The 16817-nt window shown below is 60.2% G+C and carries 15 protein-coding genes and 1 pseudogene; 12 read left to right on the forward strand and 4 right to left on the reverse strand.

Translation table 11 applies throughout. The annotated features are described in order from the left end of the window. The first annotated feature begins 1113 nt into the window (after nt 1-1113). Nucleotides 1114-1857, forward strand: a complete 744-nt coding sequence (locus tag VGL40_08415) for a hypothetical protein (protein ID HEY3315279.1) — start codon at nt 1114-1116, stop codon at nt 1855-1857. A 241-nt stretch (nt 1858-2098) separates the two neighbouring features. Then, complete coding sequence (locus VGL40_08420) at nt 2099-2539, forward strand: hypothetical protein (GenBank protein ID HEY3315280.1); 441 nt, start codon at nt 2099-2101, stop codon at nt 2537-2539. Nucleotides 2540-3518: 979 nt separating this feature from the next. Here VGL40_08420 and VGL40_08425 read toward each other — a convergent pair. Both VGL40_08425 and VGL40_08430 read right to left on the reverse strand, forming a co-directional pair. Then, nucleotides 3519-4307, reverse strand: a complete 789-nt coding sequence (locus VGL40_08425) for an IS1634 family transposase (GenBank protein ID HEY3315281.1) — start codon at nt 4305-4307, stop codon at nt 3519-3521. Nucleotides 4308-4334: 27 nt separating this feature from the next. Then, nucleotides 4335-5111 carry an IS1634 family transposase gene (locus VGL40_08430; protein HEY3315282.1) on the reverse strand — a complete coding sequence of 259 codons (777 nt, stop codon included), beginning with the start codon at nt 5109-5111 and terminating at the stop codon, nt 4335-4337. Nucleotides 5112-5462: 351 nt separating this feature from the next. Here VGL40_08430 and VGL40_08435 point away from each other — a divergent pair, with 351 nt between their 5' ends. Then, nucleotides 5463-6077: a hypothetical protein gene (locus VGL40_08435; GenBank protein HEY3315283.1), complete on the forward strand. Its 615-nt coding sequence runs from the start codon at nt 5463-5465 to the stop codon at nt 6075-6077. 141 nt (nt 6078-6218) lie between these two features. On the opposite strand, the gene VGL40_08440 is transcribed toward VGL40_08435, so the two are convergent. Beyond that, nucleotides 6219-6509 carry an ATP-binding protein gene (locus tag VGL40_08440; protein ID HEY3315284.1) on the reverse strand — a complete coding sequence of 97 codons (291 nt, stop codon included), beginning with the start codon at nt 6507-6509 and terminating at the stop codon, nt 6219-6221. A gap of 5 nt (nt 6510-6514) precedes the next feature. Here VGL40_08440 and VGL40_08445 point away from each other — a divergent pair. The 7 genes and pseudogenes from VGL40_08445 (at nt 6515) to VGL40_08475 (ending at nt 13812) form a co-directional block, all read left to right on the forward strand. Next, nucleotides 6515-6607 (forward strand): annotated as a pseudogene (locus VGL40_08445) (IS3 family transposase). A 230-nt stretch (nt 6608-6837) separates the two neighbouring features. Further along, the gene (locus VGL40_08450; protein ID HEY3315285.1) at nt 6838-8121 is read left to right on the forward strand and encodes a nucleoside 2-deoxyribosyltransferase; all 1284 of its coding nucleotides are present in this window, start codon (nt 6838-6840) and stop codon (nt 8119-8121) included. 45 nt (nt 8122-8166) lie between these two features. Continuing rightward, nucleotides 8167-8775, forward strand: a complete 609-nt coding sequence (gene tmk / locus VGL40_08455) for a dTMP kinase (protein HEY3315286.1) — start codon at nt 8167-8169, stop codon at nt 8773-8775. 26 nt (nt 8776-8801) lie between these two features. Beyond that, nucleotides 8802-9653, forward strand: a complete 852-nt coding sequence (locus tag VGL40_08460; GenBank protein HEY3315287.1) for a hypothetical protein — start codon at nt 8802-8804, stop codon at nt 9651-9653. A 353-nt stretch (nt 9654-10006) separates the two neighbouring features. Then, nucleotides 10007-11551 (forward strand): SWIM zinc finger family protein, encoded by a 1545-nt coding sequence (locus tag VGL40_08465; protein HEY3315288.1) that lies wholly within the window; start codon nt 10007-10009, stop codon nt 11549-11551. Between the two features lie 227 nt (nt 11552-11778). Further along, a complete protein-coding gene (locus tag VGL40_08470; protein ID HEY3315289.1) occupies nt 11779-12912 on the forward strand; it encodes a hypothetical protein in 1134 nt (377 codons plus the stop codon). Between the two features lie 153 nt (nt 12913-13065). Then, a complete protein-coding gene (locus tag VGL40_08475) occupies nt 13066-13812 on the forward strand; it encodes a hypothetical protein (GenBank protein ID HEY3315290.1) in 747 nt (248 codons plus the stop codon). Between the two features lie 199 nt (nt 13813-14011). Here the strand turns inward: VGL40_08475 and VGL40_08480 are convergent, their stop codons facing one another. Continuing rightward, a complete protein-coding gene (locus VGL40_08480; protein ID HEY3315291.1) occupies nt 14012-14248 on the reverse strand; it encodes a helix-turn-helix transcriptional regulator in 237 nt (78 codons plus the stop codon). A gap of 270 nt (nt 14249-14518) precedes the next feature. Between VGL40_08480 and VGL40_08485 the strand changes: the two genes are divergently transcribed. Together VGL40_08485 and VGL40_08490 are read left to right on the forward strand one after the other, a co-directional pair. Further along, a complete protein-coding gene (locus VGL40_08485; protein HEY3315292.1) occupies nt 14519-14650 on the forward strand; it encodes a hypothetical protein in 132 nt (43 codons plus the stop codon). 401 nt (nt 14651-15051) lie between these two features. Continuing rightward, nucleotides 15052-16128: a hypothetical protein gene (locus VGL40_08490; protein HEY3315293.1), complete on the forward strand. Its 1077-nt coding sequence runs from the start codon at nt 15052-15054 to the stop codon at nt 16126-16128. Nucleotides 16129-16817 lie beyond the last annotated feature (689 nt).

The raw sequence follows: 16817 nt of genomic DNA on the forward strand, positions 1-16817 counted from the left end.
CCGGCAACCAATCCCGCATGTCGGGAGGCAACAGGAACAGCTGCTTGGGATCGTAAGCGATGAATGTGTTCATGTCTTACCAGTTCTCGGTCTGACCTGGTAAATCCTATCCTATTGGGCATTTGCCCGACAGGCTCCTAGAGAAATTTGATTTGTCGGGGCTCAGTGCCATTCCTCCAACGATTGCGTATTCCGGCGAAATCGACCAGTAATTCCGGATAATCTCGTCCATGACAGTCCGAAGGGGGCTGAAAGAGAGAACGAAATTTGGGTACGCCCCTACAACGCTGAAGCTAGATTGCTCGTTGATGCTATCGGGATGGGGTTTAGGCCAGACGGGTTAATTTCCGACATCAATGTAGCGTCGTACTTCACCGCCCCGAAAACGGCAGAGCGTCCGACCCAACAGGACGGCTCACACTGCGCCGGCAGAGGAAGCGCCCAAGCGCTTTGACAGCACGGTTACCCCTGATCCAATCCGTGTCGGCCGCGACGCTAGCAACATCGCCGACGAGGTCATCTCGCACCTCTCAGGCCTCGTGGGCGTGAAGGTTTCAGCGATGCTTGACGTGGAAACCGAGATTCCATCCAAGGTTCCGGATCACCTTTTTCGCATAGTCACCGAGAACGATCGGATACTGAGATTCACGAATCATGGTTTCGACTAGAGATAGACCGTCGTCCGGCGCCTCATGCCGGACTCGCTGACCGGTATTCCTGACGGCTTGCCGCTGCTCGACACCGGGGAAGCCTCATTGCTGGGCGACCGATGCTTCTACCCGCCCGGCTAGAGTGGACTACCCAACCATCGAGCCGCTAAGTCAAACCAGAGACTTCTGGCAGGAATGGGGAGAAGGGACCCATGACCCCACCGCCATCTCCGCCGCAGTCGAAACGTTGCAGCGGCAATCTCGCACAGTGGGAATATCGCTAGAGAGCAAACCCATCTGCTCCCATATGGTCCCTGGTCCGAGCGGGAGGGTGCTTTCCTGGGCTTGTCACCTTTACTCTCATGTGATCGTCGGTCTCCTGTTACTACGGCGCCTGTCAATCGCTGCCACCGTCCGCAGGTCCTCCCGGGGAGAAGCTGTCACGTTCACGGAGGGACGAGCGATGCTGGGGGAACCGACAATGCCCGACAACTTGACATCCCTATATGAGCGTGAAGAGGAGATTCGGCGGGACAGCCTCGCCATGATCGACGGGGATTCCGATCTCCGAGCACATCTCCTGATGATCCACTGTTCCATGTGTGCAGTCTTTGCTCTGGCACACGATCATGTCCACCTGAGTGAAGATGAGCTTACCGTGCAGTTCCTAGGCCTTCGCCTGTTCAACTCCGCGGCGTCAGCCCTGAAGCTGGCGCTGGCAGGGTACTATCAATCCGCATTCGGACCTGTGCGGGATCTCTTTGAGACGACTGCATTGATGGATTATCTACAAAGCTTCCCGCAGCAGATCGCTGTCTGGAGGGCAAGCGCCAAGAAGCAGCGCATGAAGGAGTTCGGACCACCCGCAATACGGGACGCTCTAGACAAACGTGATGGCTTTCAGTGCAGAAAGAGACAGCAGACCTACGAGCGCTTCTCCGAGTATGCCGCCCACCCTACGGCTCCAGGGTTCAAGCTCCTAGCGCCCGAGGGTCTAGGCGAGATCGGACCGTTCCTCAGCCAGAAGTACCTAAGAGCCTGGATGAAGGAGACGGTCAAGTTGCTTGTTCATGGCGCCGTCGTCTTCGCGTCACACTTCCCGGATGTTGAGCCGCCGGTCCGGCTCGCTGAAGGTGGCTTTCTTCGGGAAGCTGACGTTTGGCGCAAACGCTACCTGGGGGATAACACGCCGGAGCAACCAGCCTAACGGGCCGCTGCAGCAGACGCGCTGGGCCCTTACCATCCAGAGTGGGTCCTACGGCGCCGCTGAACCACCCGCAGTAAGGTGAGAGAAAAACAGGAGTGCCCATCGGACGCTAGTCTTCGATGGAGTACAATCCACGGTTTAGTCCGCAGCGAGCAGAGAACCAAGAGCGTCCGTCCACGCACTTGCTCTGATGATCCGTGCCCGATAGTGATGCTGTTCGGGAGATTGGAGGTTGCGGGCTATGGCTCAGATGAGAGAGACTGCAATTCAGGTCAATTCGCTTCTCACAGCCTACATTGCCATCCACGACGACATCTACGGCGCCAGCATTCGGAAGATCATCCCAATCCCGGGGATCTTCAGGAAGATCAACTACTGTCAGCACATGGTATTGCTTGAGCAAATTAGCTCTCAACTCCAGGTGTGTGAAGCCGAGGCTATGAAGGGTTTTTCCGAAGGAGGGGCACAGGCTCGCTTTGCGTCCGCTCTTGCACAGTACACTCGGGCGCTGAATGCGACAGTGACTCACTTGCAGCGAATGACAGATCTGCTGTGCCGCAAGGCCCAGGGCGAGCATTGCTACTCAAGGCACGCATACAACAGTGATTGCGACCAATACAACCAGCTTGTCCAGCAGTACATACAGATGGGAGACTCGCTCAACGAAGTCGTGCGAAGTTGACAGCCAAGCACGGGTTCCTGTCGACTAACCCTTCCCTCGAGCGGACGCGTTGCGAAGCCGCGAGCTCCAGTACGCTGACGATTCGGTCGCTGACAGCAATCGAGTTCACGCCAAAGGACCTGAACCTGAAAGTGAAGGAACCTGGCTGATCATCGTGTGTGCAGTTCACTCACGAACACGGGGGGGCATCCTACAACTGCCATCTACGCTGCCGGGTTTCCAGATCGGGTTCTTCGACGTAAGCGCCCTCTTCGCACACATTCCGCGAAAACGGTCGGGTGTCGACCGACGTGACGCCTACATGCCCAGCAAGCCCGCAAGATCTCGATCCACTCGAAGATTGCCTGCATAGCCCCGGCATGCGTCCGGTCCGCCCCTCGATCAACTCCGCCTCAAGTGCCTCGAAGAAGCTCTCCGGGACTGCATTGTCGAGGCATTCGCCCTTACCCAGCTCATCGAGGCGCCAACGCTGGCCAGCGCGGCCTGGTAAGCCGCCGAGGTACCCTGGCAACCGCGGTCGGTTTGGTGCACAAGTTCGCCCGGCCGGGGGCGGCGGCGGCGATGCATCGCCAGGTTCAGGGTGCTCAAGGCGAGCTCGGTGCGTAGGTGGTCCGCCATCGACCAGCCCACGACGCACCGCGCGTAGCAGTCCAGGAGCGTTGCCAGGCATAGTCAGCCCTCCTGGGTCGGCAAAAAGTGATGCCAAACCAGAGCCGGTTCGGAGCCTCGGCCATGGAGTCCTCGGCCACCAGGTTGGCGACGACCGGTTTCCGATGGACTGACGATCGTCGTATGCATCCGGCGGGCGGACGGCGGACCCCGGTGAGATCGCTCGCCCGCGCCAGACGGGCGACACGCTTCCGCGGATCGCCGCGCCTCCCGACTCTAGTTTGACACCCCATTTACGCAAATCGTTGCAACTGGAAGGCTGCAACGATCAAGGGCAGGACGTACCACAACACGGGTCCCGCAGGTTGAATCAAGCCCGTGGCATCTCCTCCACATGCGCCGGCGGCCTCATCCCCAGGGCCCGGAAGGCCAGGTCGGCATGGCCGACAAGCTCCGTCCGGGCCAGATACCGCTGGCCATCGAGGTGGATCTCCACCGCCTTCAGTTGCGACAGGTGTAGAAGTAGGTCATCGTACCGGATGTCCTCAGCCAACTCCTTGAGCCTGCGCCGCAGGGCCACTTCCAGGACGAGGGCCAGGAAGCAGACCATCACGTGCCCCCGAATCCTCTTCTCCGTCCAGTGATAGACCGGCCTCAGGTCAAGGCCTGACTTGAGTTCTCTGAATGCCCGCTCCACCTGCCAGAGGCTCTTGTAGGAGAGGGCCGCCTCTTCCGGGCTTAAGTCACTGTTGGTCCTGATCACGTACTTGCCATCGTACCGGGCTTCTTCCTGAAGGGCCTTGTCATTGATCCTCAGCTCGGCCCCGTCGAGCTTCAGATACCTCCGATAAGCGGTGTTGCCGATGAGTTGCTTGGCCTTGCCCGATCGGAGCTTGTCTCTAAGGCTCGCCACCGCTTCTTCCCGGACCTTGGCATCATGCTCGACTTCGTCCGGGTTCAGGCAGATGACGTAGCGAATCCCGTCATGGACGACTTCTTTCACCTCGAGGTTCTTGGCCACCTTGTGGTAGCGTCCCGCCCGCGAGAGGACCTCGTCGGCCGCCTTGAGCTTTCTCATCCTCACCCCGACGAGGTATTCCAGGTGGGCGTTCTCGATCTCCTTGAGGATGTTCGCGGAGACCATCCCCCGGTCGGCCACCAGGATCACCCTTGAGAGGTTGAACCGCTACTTCACGCTCTTCAGCACCTGGCGGAAGGTGTCCACCTCGGCCGCGTTTCCGGGGAAGACCTCGTGGGCGATGGGGAAGCCGTCACGGGACATCAGCACCCCCACCATGATCTGCACCCGGTCCGGCCGCTTGTCCTTGGAGAAGCCGTACTCGGCCAGCCCCTCCGCGGCCCGGCCCTCGAAGTAGGCGGACGTGGTGTCCCACAGGACGAGGTCCAGGTTGAGGTTGAAGAGATCACTCGAACGGGCGTGGACCACCTTCTCAATCCCTTCCTTGTGCTCGTCAAGAAAGTCCAGGGCCGGGTAGAAGTGGTGCAACTCAGGCTGCTCCCACTCGGGACGGTGGACGGTCTTCATCCACTCGCTCACCCCGAGCTTGGACATCGGGTCCACAAGGCGGTTCAGGAGCATGGCGAAGGCGGCCTCGGCCAGGTCTGAGACGATGGACGTATCAGACAGAAGTCGCTCGAACACATCCTGGAGGCCGAGATCTTCCCACAGCCGGCGGAACACCAAAGCCGGGCCCCACGTCTTGGCCCACTTGGCTTCGGGGGCTAGGAGCCGGGCCTGTTCCCTGATGAGCTCATGCCGGCTGAACTTGGCCAGGCCCTCGACGAGACGGTCCAATTGGCCGTCCTCAAGCTCGTCGAGGCGTCCGAGGTTGGCGACGACCTTCTGGCGGACCCTGTCACCGACACGAACGCCGGCGACGATCTGGAGGTATGTGCGGCTGGAGCCGTCCTTGTTCTTGAAGGCCTTAGTGCGTACGAACATAGCATAATCATAGCACCATGATTATCCGCTAAATGCAATACCTCAGAGCTACAAACGTGGCACAACATGTCCAGACCCGCGAGAACCCTAAACTCAACATACCAGCACTTTTCCTGCTCCGCAGCATCCGAAAAGCCCGTCAGCTGTCAAACTAGAGTTAGGGTCAGCAGGAACGGGCCGTTGTCGAGGTCCTTGACCGTTCTAACTCCCTCCAATCAAAGTCTATTGGCGCAACAACCGTCCCGGGACGTTTGCCAGTTGTGGCGATAGAGGATAAGTCTTCCTGCAATTCGGGCAGCCTCTTGGCATGAGCGCCGGAGGCCAGAGAGCCAGGGGGGGGGATAGAGGCCGATGGCCACAGGAAAACCGGTGCACCTTCGCTCGATGTATCTCTTTTACAGAGAGCACTTCGGATACCGTCCAGCTGCAACGCTCAAACAGCGGATAGCGTTCGCAAGAGCAGTTTCTAGTTTCGGCCAAGTCCTAAGGGACGTCTACAATAAGGGAAGCATGAATCCGGTTGACCTTTGCGTAAATCGTGAGAAAGCCCTGCGGCTCACGGTGAAGTTCCTAAAGAACATCCAGACTTTGGCCAAAGCTAGGTTCTCTGACCCCTTGAGGGAGATCAAATATCTCGACCCCAACATCCTGGTTGACATCAGCCAGACTGGGGACGTCGGCAGAGTCCTCTCGATTGCCTGCCCAGTCCTATACCATCGCCGCTCGAGAGAACTCTTGTTCTTGACCTTCGGCCCCTCAAACATGACGGCTGAGCTCGGTGTTTTCAGGACTCTGACTGAGGCGCTCGCCGCGAGGAGCCTGCCATTCCGCCACGTTGAATGTTACACCTACTGGAATGTACTTGGAGCGACAGAACAGACCCTCAAGCGGACTGCAGTTACACCAGCGCCGGTCGACGTAGTGTTGGCTACATGTTCTTCGCTCATGGAGCCTAATTGGAGGTGACTTCCACGAACTGCTCGAACGCCCCACACGAACGCTAATCGAAAGATACGCGCGCAGCTGCCTGAGTGGTAGCCAAGCAGCCTCAAACCGAAGAGCCGCCCACACTGGGCGGCTCTCGACACATACCGAGCATCCTCTGGTTCATCCAGTGGTCCTGCCCGCGGGCGGCTCACGGCCGGGAGATACGGCTGGCAACCACACCGTTGCCGTCGTCCCTCGCCCCATCTCGCTGGTGATGCTGATCCGTCCGCAATATAGCCGTACGATCTCATCGACGATTGAGAGGACGAGTCCGCTGCCGAGCTTCTTTCTGTCGGCCTTGCAGAACTTGCCGGTCACGCGGGGGAGGTCATCCGGCCTGATGCCGCAGCCGGTGTCACTGACGGCGATGGTCAGGCCGTCTGCGCCGGTCGGCTCGTCAGCCGCGGGCACATCCGTCTCGGGCCGAACCATCCGACTACATTGAGAGCTTCCACAACCGCCGCCGGCGACGCTCGGGTTTGGGTCATCTCAGCCCTCTGGAATTCGAGACAAACTGGCTCCTGAAGAAAGCGAGTGAAAGCAAGGCCCCGACGCCTAACCCTCAACCTGTCGACGAAAACGGGGCAAGATTCTGGCAGTCTCATCTCACTATGGAAGGGTTTGCCTACGGGGCAAGCGAATGATCTATCCAAGGCGTGCTAGCAGTGCCCCGGCTTTTCTCTACTGAGAGGCCACGGCGAGTACACACAGCTCTGCGGTCAGAGGAGGATCTGGAGCTTTGGCCAAAGTCTACTGGGCCAACGCTATGTTCTCGGCTGCGGACCGGTCCTTCAATGCACTTTGTGCCAAGAATCTTCGAATGCAGGGCTACGATGTATTCCTCCCCCAAGAGCAGAACGTAAACGACCCCGAACACTTCGTGGCGCCGACCCCGGCAGCGATCTTTCGGGCGGACACGCAGGCGCTTCTAGCTTCGGATCTGCTTGTTGCCTGTCTTGATCAGGAAACCGTAGACTGTGGCGTGGCTTGCGAGATCGGCATTGCTCATGCATGGGGCATGCCCATTGTTGGCTTGTATACGGACATAAGACAACATCGACACGGCCCAAGCCGGATGTACAAGAATCCCTATATACTCGGGGCCATAGAAAAGTGTGGGCAGATTGTCGCCGACCCGAGCGACCTGCCTTGCGCCATCGAACGTTGTTTGGCAGAAGCCGGCACACCAGGCCGACATCTCAATAGTGACGCGCCCCGACATTTCGGCTTGGTGGCACATCAATACTCAGAGTACGTGAGGCGGCTTGAGAGTTGGTATCAACCTCCGTGGCATGCTGAATCGGGCATAAAGGAATGGATCGGCTCGCTCCAGGCACGCAGAGTACTGGAGTATGGTTGCGGGCCCGGGAACATCGGGGCAGCGATTGTCGGGCAGTACCCCAACGTATCCTACATGGGATATGATGCATCCCCCGAGATGGTTGCCATCGCGGCCGGTGCAGACACAACTATGCCCGTCCGCTTTACTACCTCATGGTCCGAGGTGGAGGCTTCGGCTTCCGCCGATCCCTTTGATCTTGGAATCATGCTCTTCAGCCTCCACGACCACACGTGCCCAACGGGCGTGCTGTCCCGGCTTGAGGCGGCTCTCAGACCGGGAGGGAGCGTGTTGGTACTGGACCTGTGCAGTTGGGATCTGCCGAGGTTGACCGAGGTGCTTCGGGTTGGCTTGACCCAACCGGCGCGAGCGCCGGACAGACGTCTCAACCCATGCAGTCTGATGGGGCTGGCCGACGCATGCAGGCTGGACATCGTTCGGTCTGAACTCGTGTCACTAACCATTGCCTTTCCCTCGGCGTCGGACGTCCGCGAATACTTAAGATTGTTTGGGGTCCTAGAGGGGATGGATCTGCCTCTTCAGTTGCATCGAGCCGACGTTGAACGGAACGACGCCCTGGCGGCGGTTGCTCTGAATCGCCAGTCATTCCCCTTCCAAGACCATAGGGCGTTCATCTCATGCCTGATGAAGAAGCGGCAGCCTAGCTGCGATTGTGGGGTATAGGCCTTGAGGTGTACGCGTTCCGTGGACGCAGGGGCGGTTGACGGAGTGCTCATCGCGTTTGAAGGCATCGACAGGGCCGGCAAGAGCTCTGTGATAGCAGACGTGAAGGGCCTGCTGGCAGTCTCGGCCACAGTGCCAATAGTCGCCTGCGGGGAGTTTGAATCGCCGATATCGAGTACGCTCCGGGAGCTAGTCCACAAGGGCTGTTCGCCCCTATTGAAGACCTACCTGTTCGCGGCAGACCGTGCTTGGACATACGAGCATACTTGTCTTCCGAGTCTTCAGAAGGGCGCCGTGGTGCTGTGGGACCGTTACGTAGATTCCGCCATCGCCTACCGTAGCGTGGAGCACGCCAGGGGGAGCGGGTTGAGCCCCTCGTTCGTCAGGCAAGTCAATAATCGGTTTCGGCCCGCAGACCTCACCATTCTCCTGGATATCTCGGCAGAGACCTCCACGCAGCGGGCACGAACGGCCGGCAAATGCGAGCCATACGATGAGGAATTTCTGCGGGCAGTCCGGGCCTTTTACCTCCGAGAAGCGCGGAAAAAGCGGGATAAGGAGTATATCATAGTTGACGCAGATAGGCCCCGAGACTCGGTGGCCCGTGACGTCGCTCAGATCATACGCGGCTCGTTCCGGGGGTTGCTCGCTTGAGTCATCAAAGCGTTGGCGGCTATAGGTTGGTCGTGGATACCCAGCGCGCTCAGCTGGTAGTATCCAGAGTGCACCGAGCGTTTGGGGAGGGGCGCGGGCTCCTGTCGGACACCGAGGATCTCGTGGAGCATCAGATCCCAGAAGGGGTGGAGGGGCTGTCGCGTGACCACGCGTTGTTCCTCTTCTACACAGTGCCCAATGACCACGGTATGAAGTCCGCGCGGCTGTATGCCGCCGCAAAACGTCTGTTCCGGGAGTGCCCCCGCTTGTTTGAACCGCAGTCCGTCATAGGGACATTCGTCGGGCCAGATGACCCCGACTTGATCGAGTCCACGGGCCAGCGCCTCGGGACCAGGTACCCCAGAGAGACTGCCAGAAGCTGGTACGCTAATTCGATAGCCCTTTTGGAGCGATATGGGGGCGATCCGCGGACACTGTGGCGTTCGTCAGACGACGCGCGAACACTCATGAGGAACATCCTCTCGTTCCGCGGGTATGGTCCCAAGACTGGCGGAATGTTGCTGCGAGCTGTCGTGGGTCTGGGGTTCTCCAACGTGAAGGGCATCGAGGAAGTACTCCTGCCGGTTGACATTCACGACTCGAGGATTTCGTTTCTGACCGGCATCGTCCGGCTCAATGACCCCAGGGCAGTGCCCGATTACCGAGCCTACGTGACCCAGGTTCCCAAGATACTGCTTGCCGCGTGTAACGCGCTTGGACTCGAATGGCCTGACACTGATCGCGCGCTTTGGCTGATCGGATCTCGCGGCTGCGTGGGTCAAAGATGCGCGCGGTGTCCCCTGGCGGATCTCTGCAGCGTCGGGGCGCGAGACGTGGTGGGCTACCAGGTGGGAGGGCTTTTCCCAAGTAGTCTCTGACCAGGGCGGGCGACTTGAGTGTCAAAGGCAGGAATTGTCAGAAGGGCGAACTCGGGTTCAAGACTCGAAGCAAAAGGGCCGAGTGCCCCGAATGCCTGGAAGAAAGCCCTGAAACCGGCATGGTTTCAGGGCTTCCCTGTCGAATTGAAGGCACAAAGACGATATCGAGGTGCAGCGAGCGCTGAAGCCCCAACAAATGTAGCTTAGTTGGCATTCTGAGCTATATGATCTTGTTCCCGTGGACCACATTCTGCGGCGCATTGGTGCCTTGGTTGACTTCTCAGACCAGACCGGCGACCGGCCCGCAGCCCGAAACCAGACCGCAGCCCAAAGCTCAGCCCGAGGTGACCGCCATGCCCCTCACCCACCTGACCAAGAAGGACGTCGCCTACTTGGCCGGCTCACGGGTGATCTTCGACCGCGGGCAGGCCTATGCCCGGCGCGGAGCGGTCACCGACGGGTGCTACGACGGAGAGCGCCTGTCGGCCAGGGTCTTGGGCACCAGCCGGTACGCTGTGACTATCGTGGACACCGAGGGCGGCCTGGATTGCCGTTGCGATTGCCCATTCGAAGGCCATGTCTGTAAGCACATCGTGGCCACTCTCCTGGAGTTCATCGACCACCGGGACGCCTTCGCTGCCCGGGCGCAACGGGAGCGAAAGCTTCTGGCGACCATCGGTGAAGATCTGCGCCAGCTGCCCAGAGAGGAACTGGAGAGGCTCATCCTTTCCCTCATCGAGACGGACGGCCGGCGAGATGCCAGACTCACGGTCATGGACGCGCTGGACAGGGAAGGAGTGGACACCCCCACCCGCCAGCGCTGGAACCTGGCCCAGTATGAAGAGATGTGGGCCGAGATCGAAGGCATCCTGGGTCGTCTCGATGGGGACGACCTTGAGGAAGGCGCCGCCGAATATGAACTTGGCGAGTTGCTGGAACGAATGCAAGAGCTGCTAGCCGGCGACCGGCTCCCGGCGGGGGCCAGGCGGGCCCACCTCGACCGGTTGCTCGACCTGTACGAAAGGGGCGGCGCCCGGATTGCGCATATCCTCAGGGACGCGGTCCTCGCGACCGCCCGAACCAATGATGACTGGCATCGTGTCGCTGAGAGGCTTGAGGACGGTCCGGACCACGGCCGGTCATCCAGGCGCCACCATGACGACCCTGAACTCATCATCCAGATCTACCGCGACCGCCTCCACGATGAGAAGGGGTACCTGAAGAGGCGGCTGGCCAAGCTCCGGTCGGCGGCCGATTACCACGATCTGGCACTCTATTATCAGCGCAAGGGTCAGGCGGAAGAGGCCGTGCGGATGGCCGAAGAGGGTCTGGTCAAGGCGACCGGTCCGGCCGCCGACCTGATCGATTTCTTGCTGCCCTACTATCAGGCCAGGGGTGACTACGACAACACCTTGCGGCTCTATCGCCTGGCCTTCCTTCATTCGCCGCGCCTGGCCACCTACCGCAAGCTGAAGGCCGCCACCCGGCGGAAGGATTGGCCCGAGGTCAGCCGGGACTGCCTGTCGCGGCTGCCGGATGGTCCGGAGCTGGCCCGCATCCACCTCTATGAGAAACGCTACGACCTTGTCCTCGAGTACGTCCTCAAGGGTTCGCCAGATTGGTGGCCCGGGCAAAAGGACGTCTTCGCCGACGCGCTGCGGGACCACTATCCAGAAGAGGTCATCGGTTACTACATGGCTCAGGTGGATCGGCTCCTCCAGGCTCGGTCGAGGAGAGCCTATCGGGCCGCGGCTGGCTATCTCAAGAAGATGCGGCGGCTCCACGCCCTTCTCGACCGGCCGGACGAATTCCGGCGGCTTCTCTCCGACCTTCGCCTTGGAAACGCCAATCGCCCGGCCCTCTTGGAGGAACTGTCTCGAATCAGGCCGCCGGAGTAAGTCAAAGGACCATCTCAAAGACCGACGACAGGGGTGAGGTGCTGTCGGATCGAGCTCCCCGACGTCGATCCCAAGGACGAAGTAGCCACGCTCCCCGGGCGTCCAGTCCCCTTCTGGGGGTGGGGTCGCATTCCTGCCCGGGACGGGCGGCGCCGGGAGGGAGATCCGGGAGAGCACTGCCCCAGCACTCTGCCCGAACCAGGGAGGCATCGCCCACGAAAGACCCCGTGAAACTGGCCGAGGCCCTCGACAAGGCCCTCGCCGCCGACCCTCCGCAGCACAGCAAGGCTGTAAGCTTGCTCGAGCAGATGCTGGCCCATCCGGAAGCGGAGGACGCCTACGACGTGCCCCAACTCCTCGGCCTCCTGGCCCAATGCTACACAGCCATGGGCCACTTCAAAGCGGCGATTAAGACCGTCAAGCGGATGCTGGCCCGGCGACTGGATGGGCAACCCGACGGCCGTCACCTGATTGCGGAAATCCTCGTTAAGGCCGGGCGGGTGGACGAGGCCGAGAAGCTCTACATGAAAATCGCCGGCGACGCCGCTCCGGGTGACGCGGCGGTCCATGAGGCGGCCGGCTGGGCCTATCACTCCGTCGGCGATGCCCCGAAAGCCCTATACTGGGCGACCGCCGGGCTGGAAGTCGCCCTGCGGGGCGGCGACCCCGGACGGCGGGTCGAACGACTGGCCGCCCTCAGGGAGAAGCTCATCGATACTCTGGGTGTGGACCCCGACGACCTCCAGGCGCGGGCCGGCCGTTTCCTCGCTGACGATCAAGCCGGCCTCCATGAGGCGAAAAGACGGAAGGGCCGGGCTGTCTCAGCCAAGAAGAAACCACGAGTGCACGGCTGGTTCGCGGTGCGTGTCCAGCTCGTCGGCGGCGGCGACATGGGCCGCCTCAGCAGCGGGCCGGGCCGGGTCTTCCTGGTCGGGCCGGAACACACCCTCAAGGACCTCGCCGTGGCCATCGACCTGGCCTTTGCCCGCTGGGACCTGGCCCACATGCACGAGTTCCGCTTCCCTGACGGCCGCTGCTACGGCATCCCGGACGACGAGCCCGGGGGTCCGCTCTTTGGCGGAGAGCCCACCATCGACTACGAGCGCCACAGGGTCGGCGCCGTCGTCCGGCAGGGCGAGGATTTCATCTATGTCTTTGACTTTGGGGCCGACTGGCAACACCGCTGTCAGGTCACCCGGGACGGGCTCAACCCAGAAGAGGTGGCCGGGATCGTTCCCAGAAACCCCGTTCCCATCTGGGGCTGGGGGTCCATGCCTGACCAGTACGGCCGCCGCTGGGAGGGCGACACCGGCGAGGGCGAGGGCGAAGACGACGACGATGAGAGCGAAGACGACCGCTAGGTGATGGGATGACTGGCCAGACGCGCAAGCCCTGTCGCTCCACCCATGATTTAACCGAAAAGGAGGGATTTCCCTGGACCATCTCGAAGCGGGCCTTCGGAATCAGAGACGGGGCCGACTCCCAACCGGGCGCTCGCCGGGGAGGTGCTCTCAGTGCGTTTTTCGGAGCGGTTCAAGCAGGTATGGTGGGTCCTGCTCCTTGTCGCCTTGCTGGTTCTGATCGGCCTGCGCCGGGCTAAAGTAGCATCCGGTAGTCTGACCGCCCTCGACGGGGTCATCCTTGGGGTCATGGCCGTGCTGATTCTCATGCCCTTCTTCTCCGAAGTCACATTACTGGGCGTTTCAGTCAAGCAGAAGGTGGAGGAAACCAAGAAGGAACTCAAGCAGGAAATAAAGGACCGGGTTTCCGAACTCCGGGCCGAGGTCAGGAACTCGATAACCGTGTCCATCGGAACGCCGCCTGCCGATCACGAGCTTGGGACGATCAAGCAGATGATCATCACCGGGCTGGACCAGCTGCCCCCGGTCAAGGCCTGGGACCCTGCCGGACGCAGGGCGCCTCCAAGGTTGGAGCTGACTCCGCTTGACGAAGCTGACATGCCTCCAGCGGCTGTTGAGGCAGTGAAAGCGCGCTATCAACTGGAGAGGGAAGCCAAGAGAGCCTGGGCGTCCCTCCATGCCGGTCAGGATCCAGGCCGGAGGGCTTTCAGGGCCGTGGTCCAGGACCTGGTCGAAAAGTCAGCTCTGCCAAGGGGCTTTGATGGCCTCCTTGCGGAGGCCTACTCGGTGGTGTCCGCCGGGGCCCATGGGAATGAGCCGACAGACGCCCAGCTGGGGTTTCTGAGGGACGTGGTCCCGCCTTTGGTGGAGAGGTTCAGGGCCATCGGCCCATCCGAGTAGCGAGCGGTCGCGAGGGAGCCGGGGACATTATCTTCAGAAAGACCGACAGGGCCAGATATGCCTTGGGCAGTCAAGCCCCGCCCCCCAGGTGACGCCGGACCCATCGCGTTTGGCAACATAAAAACCCAGGGGTTCTCCCTGGGTCTGTTATTTTGCACCTTCATGTGAAATCCGGTCTGCACCGTGCACCCCTTAACCCCTACGGCTGAGGGCTGAACAGCTCTACCACCTCGGTTCCAAGGCCTTGCGCTACCCTGGCCAAGGTGTCGAGGGTCACGTTGACTTCTCCCGCTTCTATCTTCTGGTAATGGCGGACAGCAATGCCGGCTCGGGCTGCCGCGGCTTCCTGAGTGAAGCCTCGAAGCAGCCGGATCCTGCGGACGTTAAGAGCCAACAATCGCCTGGTGTCGCTTCGGCGGCCACCTTTCTCGCTCATTCGTCTCCCCCCGTGAGTACCTCTGCTAGAAGGGTATCCCAGTCGGGGGGCCTTGACCACGCCACATATGGCGTGTTATGCTGAAGGCGGGCGAAGCCCCCAAAGTCGACCTATCAGCCCGCATCACTGTCGCCAGAGGTGATCCGGCGGACCGACGAAGGAGGCCTGGACATGACATCCGCAGCTGGGGTTGACTGCCTTTTTTTTAAGGGCCATCGCGGAACAAGGGCCCTCGTGGTGGCGAATGTCCCCGCAACCAGGGCCCGGGAGTTGGCCGAACGTTACAGGGAGCGCGGGTGGGAGATGATCGTCGTCGGTCGCTTCGCGGTCATGGGCGACGGGATCGCGGTTGAAGTGATCACCGACCAACAGACCCCCTCTGGGCATCCACCGCACGAATAGCATTGATCCAGGACGGCGGTCCGGGGTCTCTTGTCGCCAGTAGTCTTTCCCTTGATGGCGAAGAACCCTGATGGTGCTTGCAGGCCGGACCGGCCAGCTTTGGAAGACCTTTTGGTCGCGGCGTTCTTTCTATGATAGCTACCCCAAGCCAAAGTGCCCGAGTCAACCTGGGCGTCGCATTGGCCACCTGGCTCTGCGACGCCACGTTTTTGGATTACTGAACGCGGGTACTACGGACACGGACTCCAACACGCTATGCCAGCTGAAGGAGCGCACCGAGCGGCCGAGGCAAATCCTCTCAGACCTTTCTGGTTGTAGATTTTCTAACTTGGCGATGCATGGAACTAACCTATGAGGGCGACCGTCAAAAACCGGAAAGGGCTCTGCCATGGGGGTTAGCGATGAAACGGACTGTCTGGTTTCTTGCGATATTGCTGTTGATCTCAACTTCGTCCTCCAGCTGCAGTTCTCATGTTCCCCTGGCGAGGAATGCCGACCGGGTCATCATCCTCGGGGCCAGCTATGGCCAACTCCTGTCCGGCAAGCCCGCTCAAGAATTCCTACAATCGTTCCGACTAGGCGTTGACGGCCGGGCGAAGGGCCAGAAGATCGCCCCTAACGGCGGAGTTCGCCTGGTAATCGCCCACGGGTTCTCCAGCCCAGGACGAGTTTTCCTCTACGACGAACCCCACAAGCTTGTCTCGTATGAAGGGAAGACTTATAGCCTATCGCATCAATTTCCGTGGCCGCAGCCGCAGGACGGAGTACGGTCCTTCAAAGTGGGGACATACGGGTTCCCGGGGCCGATTGTTCAATGGCTCAAGGCAAAGAGCGAGGAGAAGGGCGCGGTGGTCGGCCTTGGCGGTTTGCCTGGCGACGGCAAAGTCCTGCTCGTGAGTGCGGGGGAGCAGGGGAGTATAGTATACTTAATGAACGCTGATTTCACGGACGGCACTTGGCGATTCATGTTCCAATACCGGAAGCCTCAAGAGGTTTCGCCTGAAATGGCTAATGCTGTGGCCACCATTGGGTTTGTTGCAACACTCCCCAATAACGTCAAGGTTGAAGTCTATGAACCCGATGCCAAATCCAAACTTACGGGAGGACCAGTCAAGGAAGAACAGATTCCGCTCCCTAAGTCGGGTCCCGTCGGTCCAGGACTGGCCGACATTTGTCGGAGCCTCTTTAGCGATTACCTGCTGGGGTACAAATCGATCGATGCTGACGACAACTACCGCTTGACCGATTATCGGGTCGAAGACGTGACGTCTCGGTCGAAATCGCCGTCCAACGGGAGGCTCACCTTCCTGGTCGAATATTCCGTCTTGCCTGCCATCCCAAAGAGTTTCTCCAACTGGCTGCCGGCGGACGGCCAGATAGGATCTGATGGGTGGATCCTGAACAAGGAAATCTCTGTGGACATTATTGAAGAGGGGGCTGGCTACTACATTCAGAACATGGGTGGGGGAGGCCAGTGAGGGAAGCAAGAAGAGACCATACATCATTGACCGAGGCTTCGGATTTCGCGCCTGTTTCTATGAGCCTATTGGTGGCCCCGGGCTTGAAGACCCTGACCGGGGATGCGGACAAAAACCTGGACTCGAAATGAGACAGGAGGATGTCCGTGTACACACTGGAGGACCGGATGAGGGCGGTCAGACTCTACCTCAAGTATGGCGGCGGCTCGGCCACCGTTCGCCGGGAATTGGGTTACCCTACGAAGAACGCGTTGAAGCAGTGGGTCAAGGAGTACGAAGCCAGTGGCGCACTTCATGATGAATATCGCGCTCGCCCACCGAAGTACTCTAAAGAGCAGAAACAGACTGCCGTGGATTACTATTTGGAGCACGGCCGGAGTATGAGCCGGTGTATCCGGGCTCTTGGCTACCCGAACCGGGAAACGCTAAAGCAATGGCTCGATGAGGCGCTACCGGATAGGCGCGGACTACGCTCCGGAAGGTCACTTCAGCCCAGGGTAGAATTCACGTATGAGCAGAAACACGCGGCCGTTCTGGGCCTTTGTTCCACCCGAGTTCGACAGTAAATAGGTGAAAAACGCGGTTCCCGAAGAGGGGGCTCCTTCGATAGCTGGGGTTTTCTTTCTTAGGGAGGCCCAAAAAGCGAAAATCGTCTAGGTAAGCGTTTTGCGGTCCGTAGCTTGACAGCG

It is taken from the genome of Bacillota bacterium (genome assembly GCA_036504675.1).
Taxonomy (GTDB): Bacteria; Bacillota; Sulfobacillia; order JAJYWN01; family JAJZPE01; genus DASXUT01.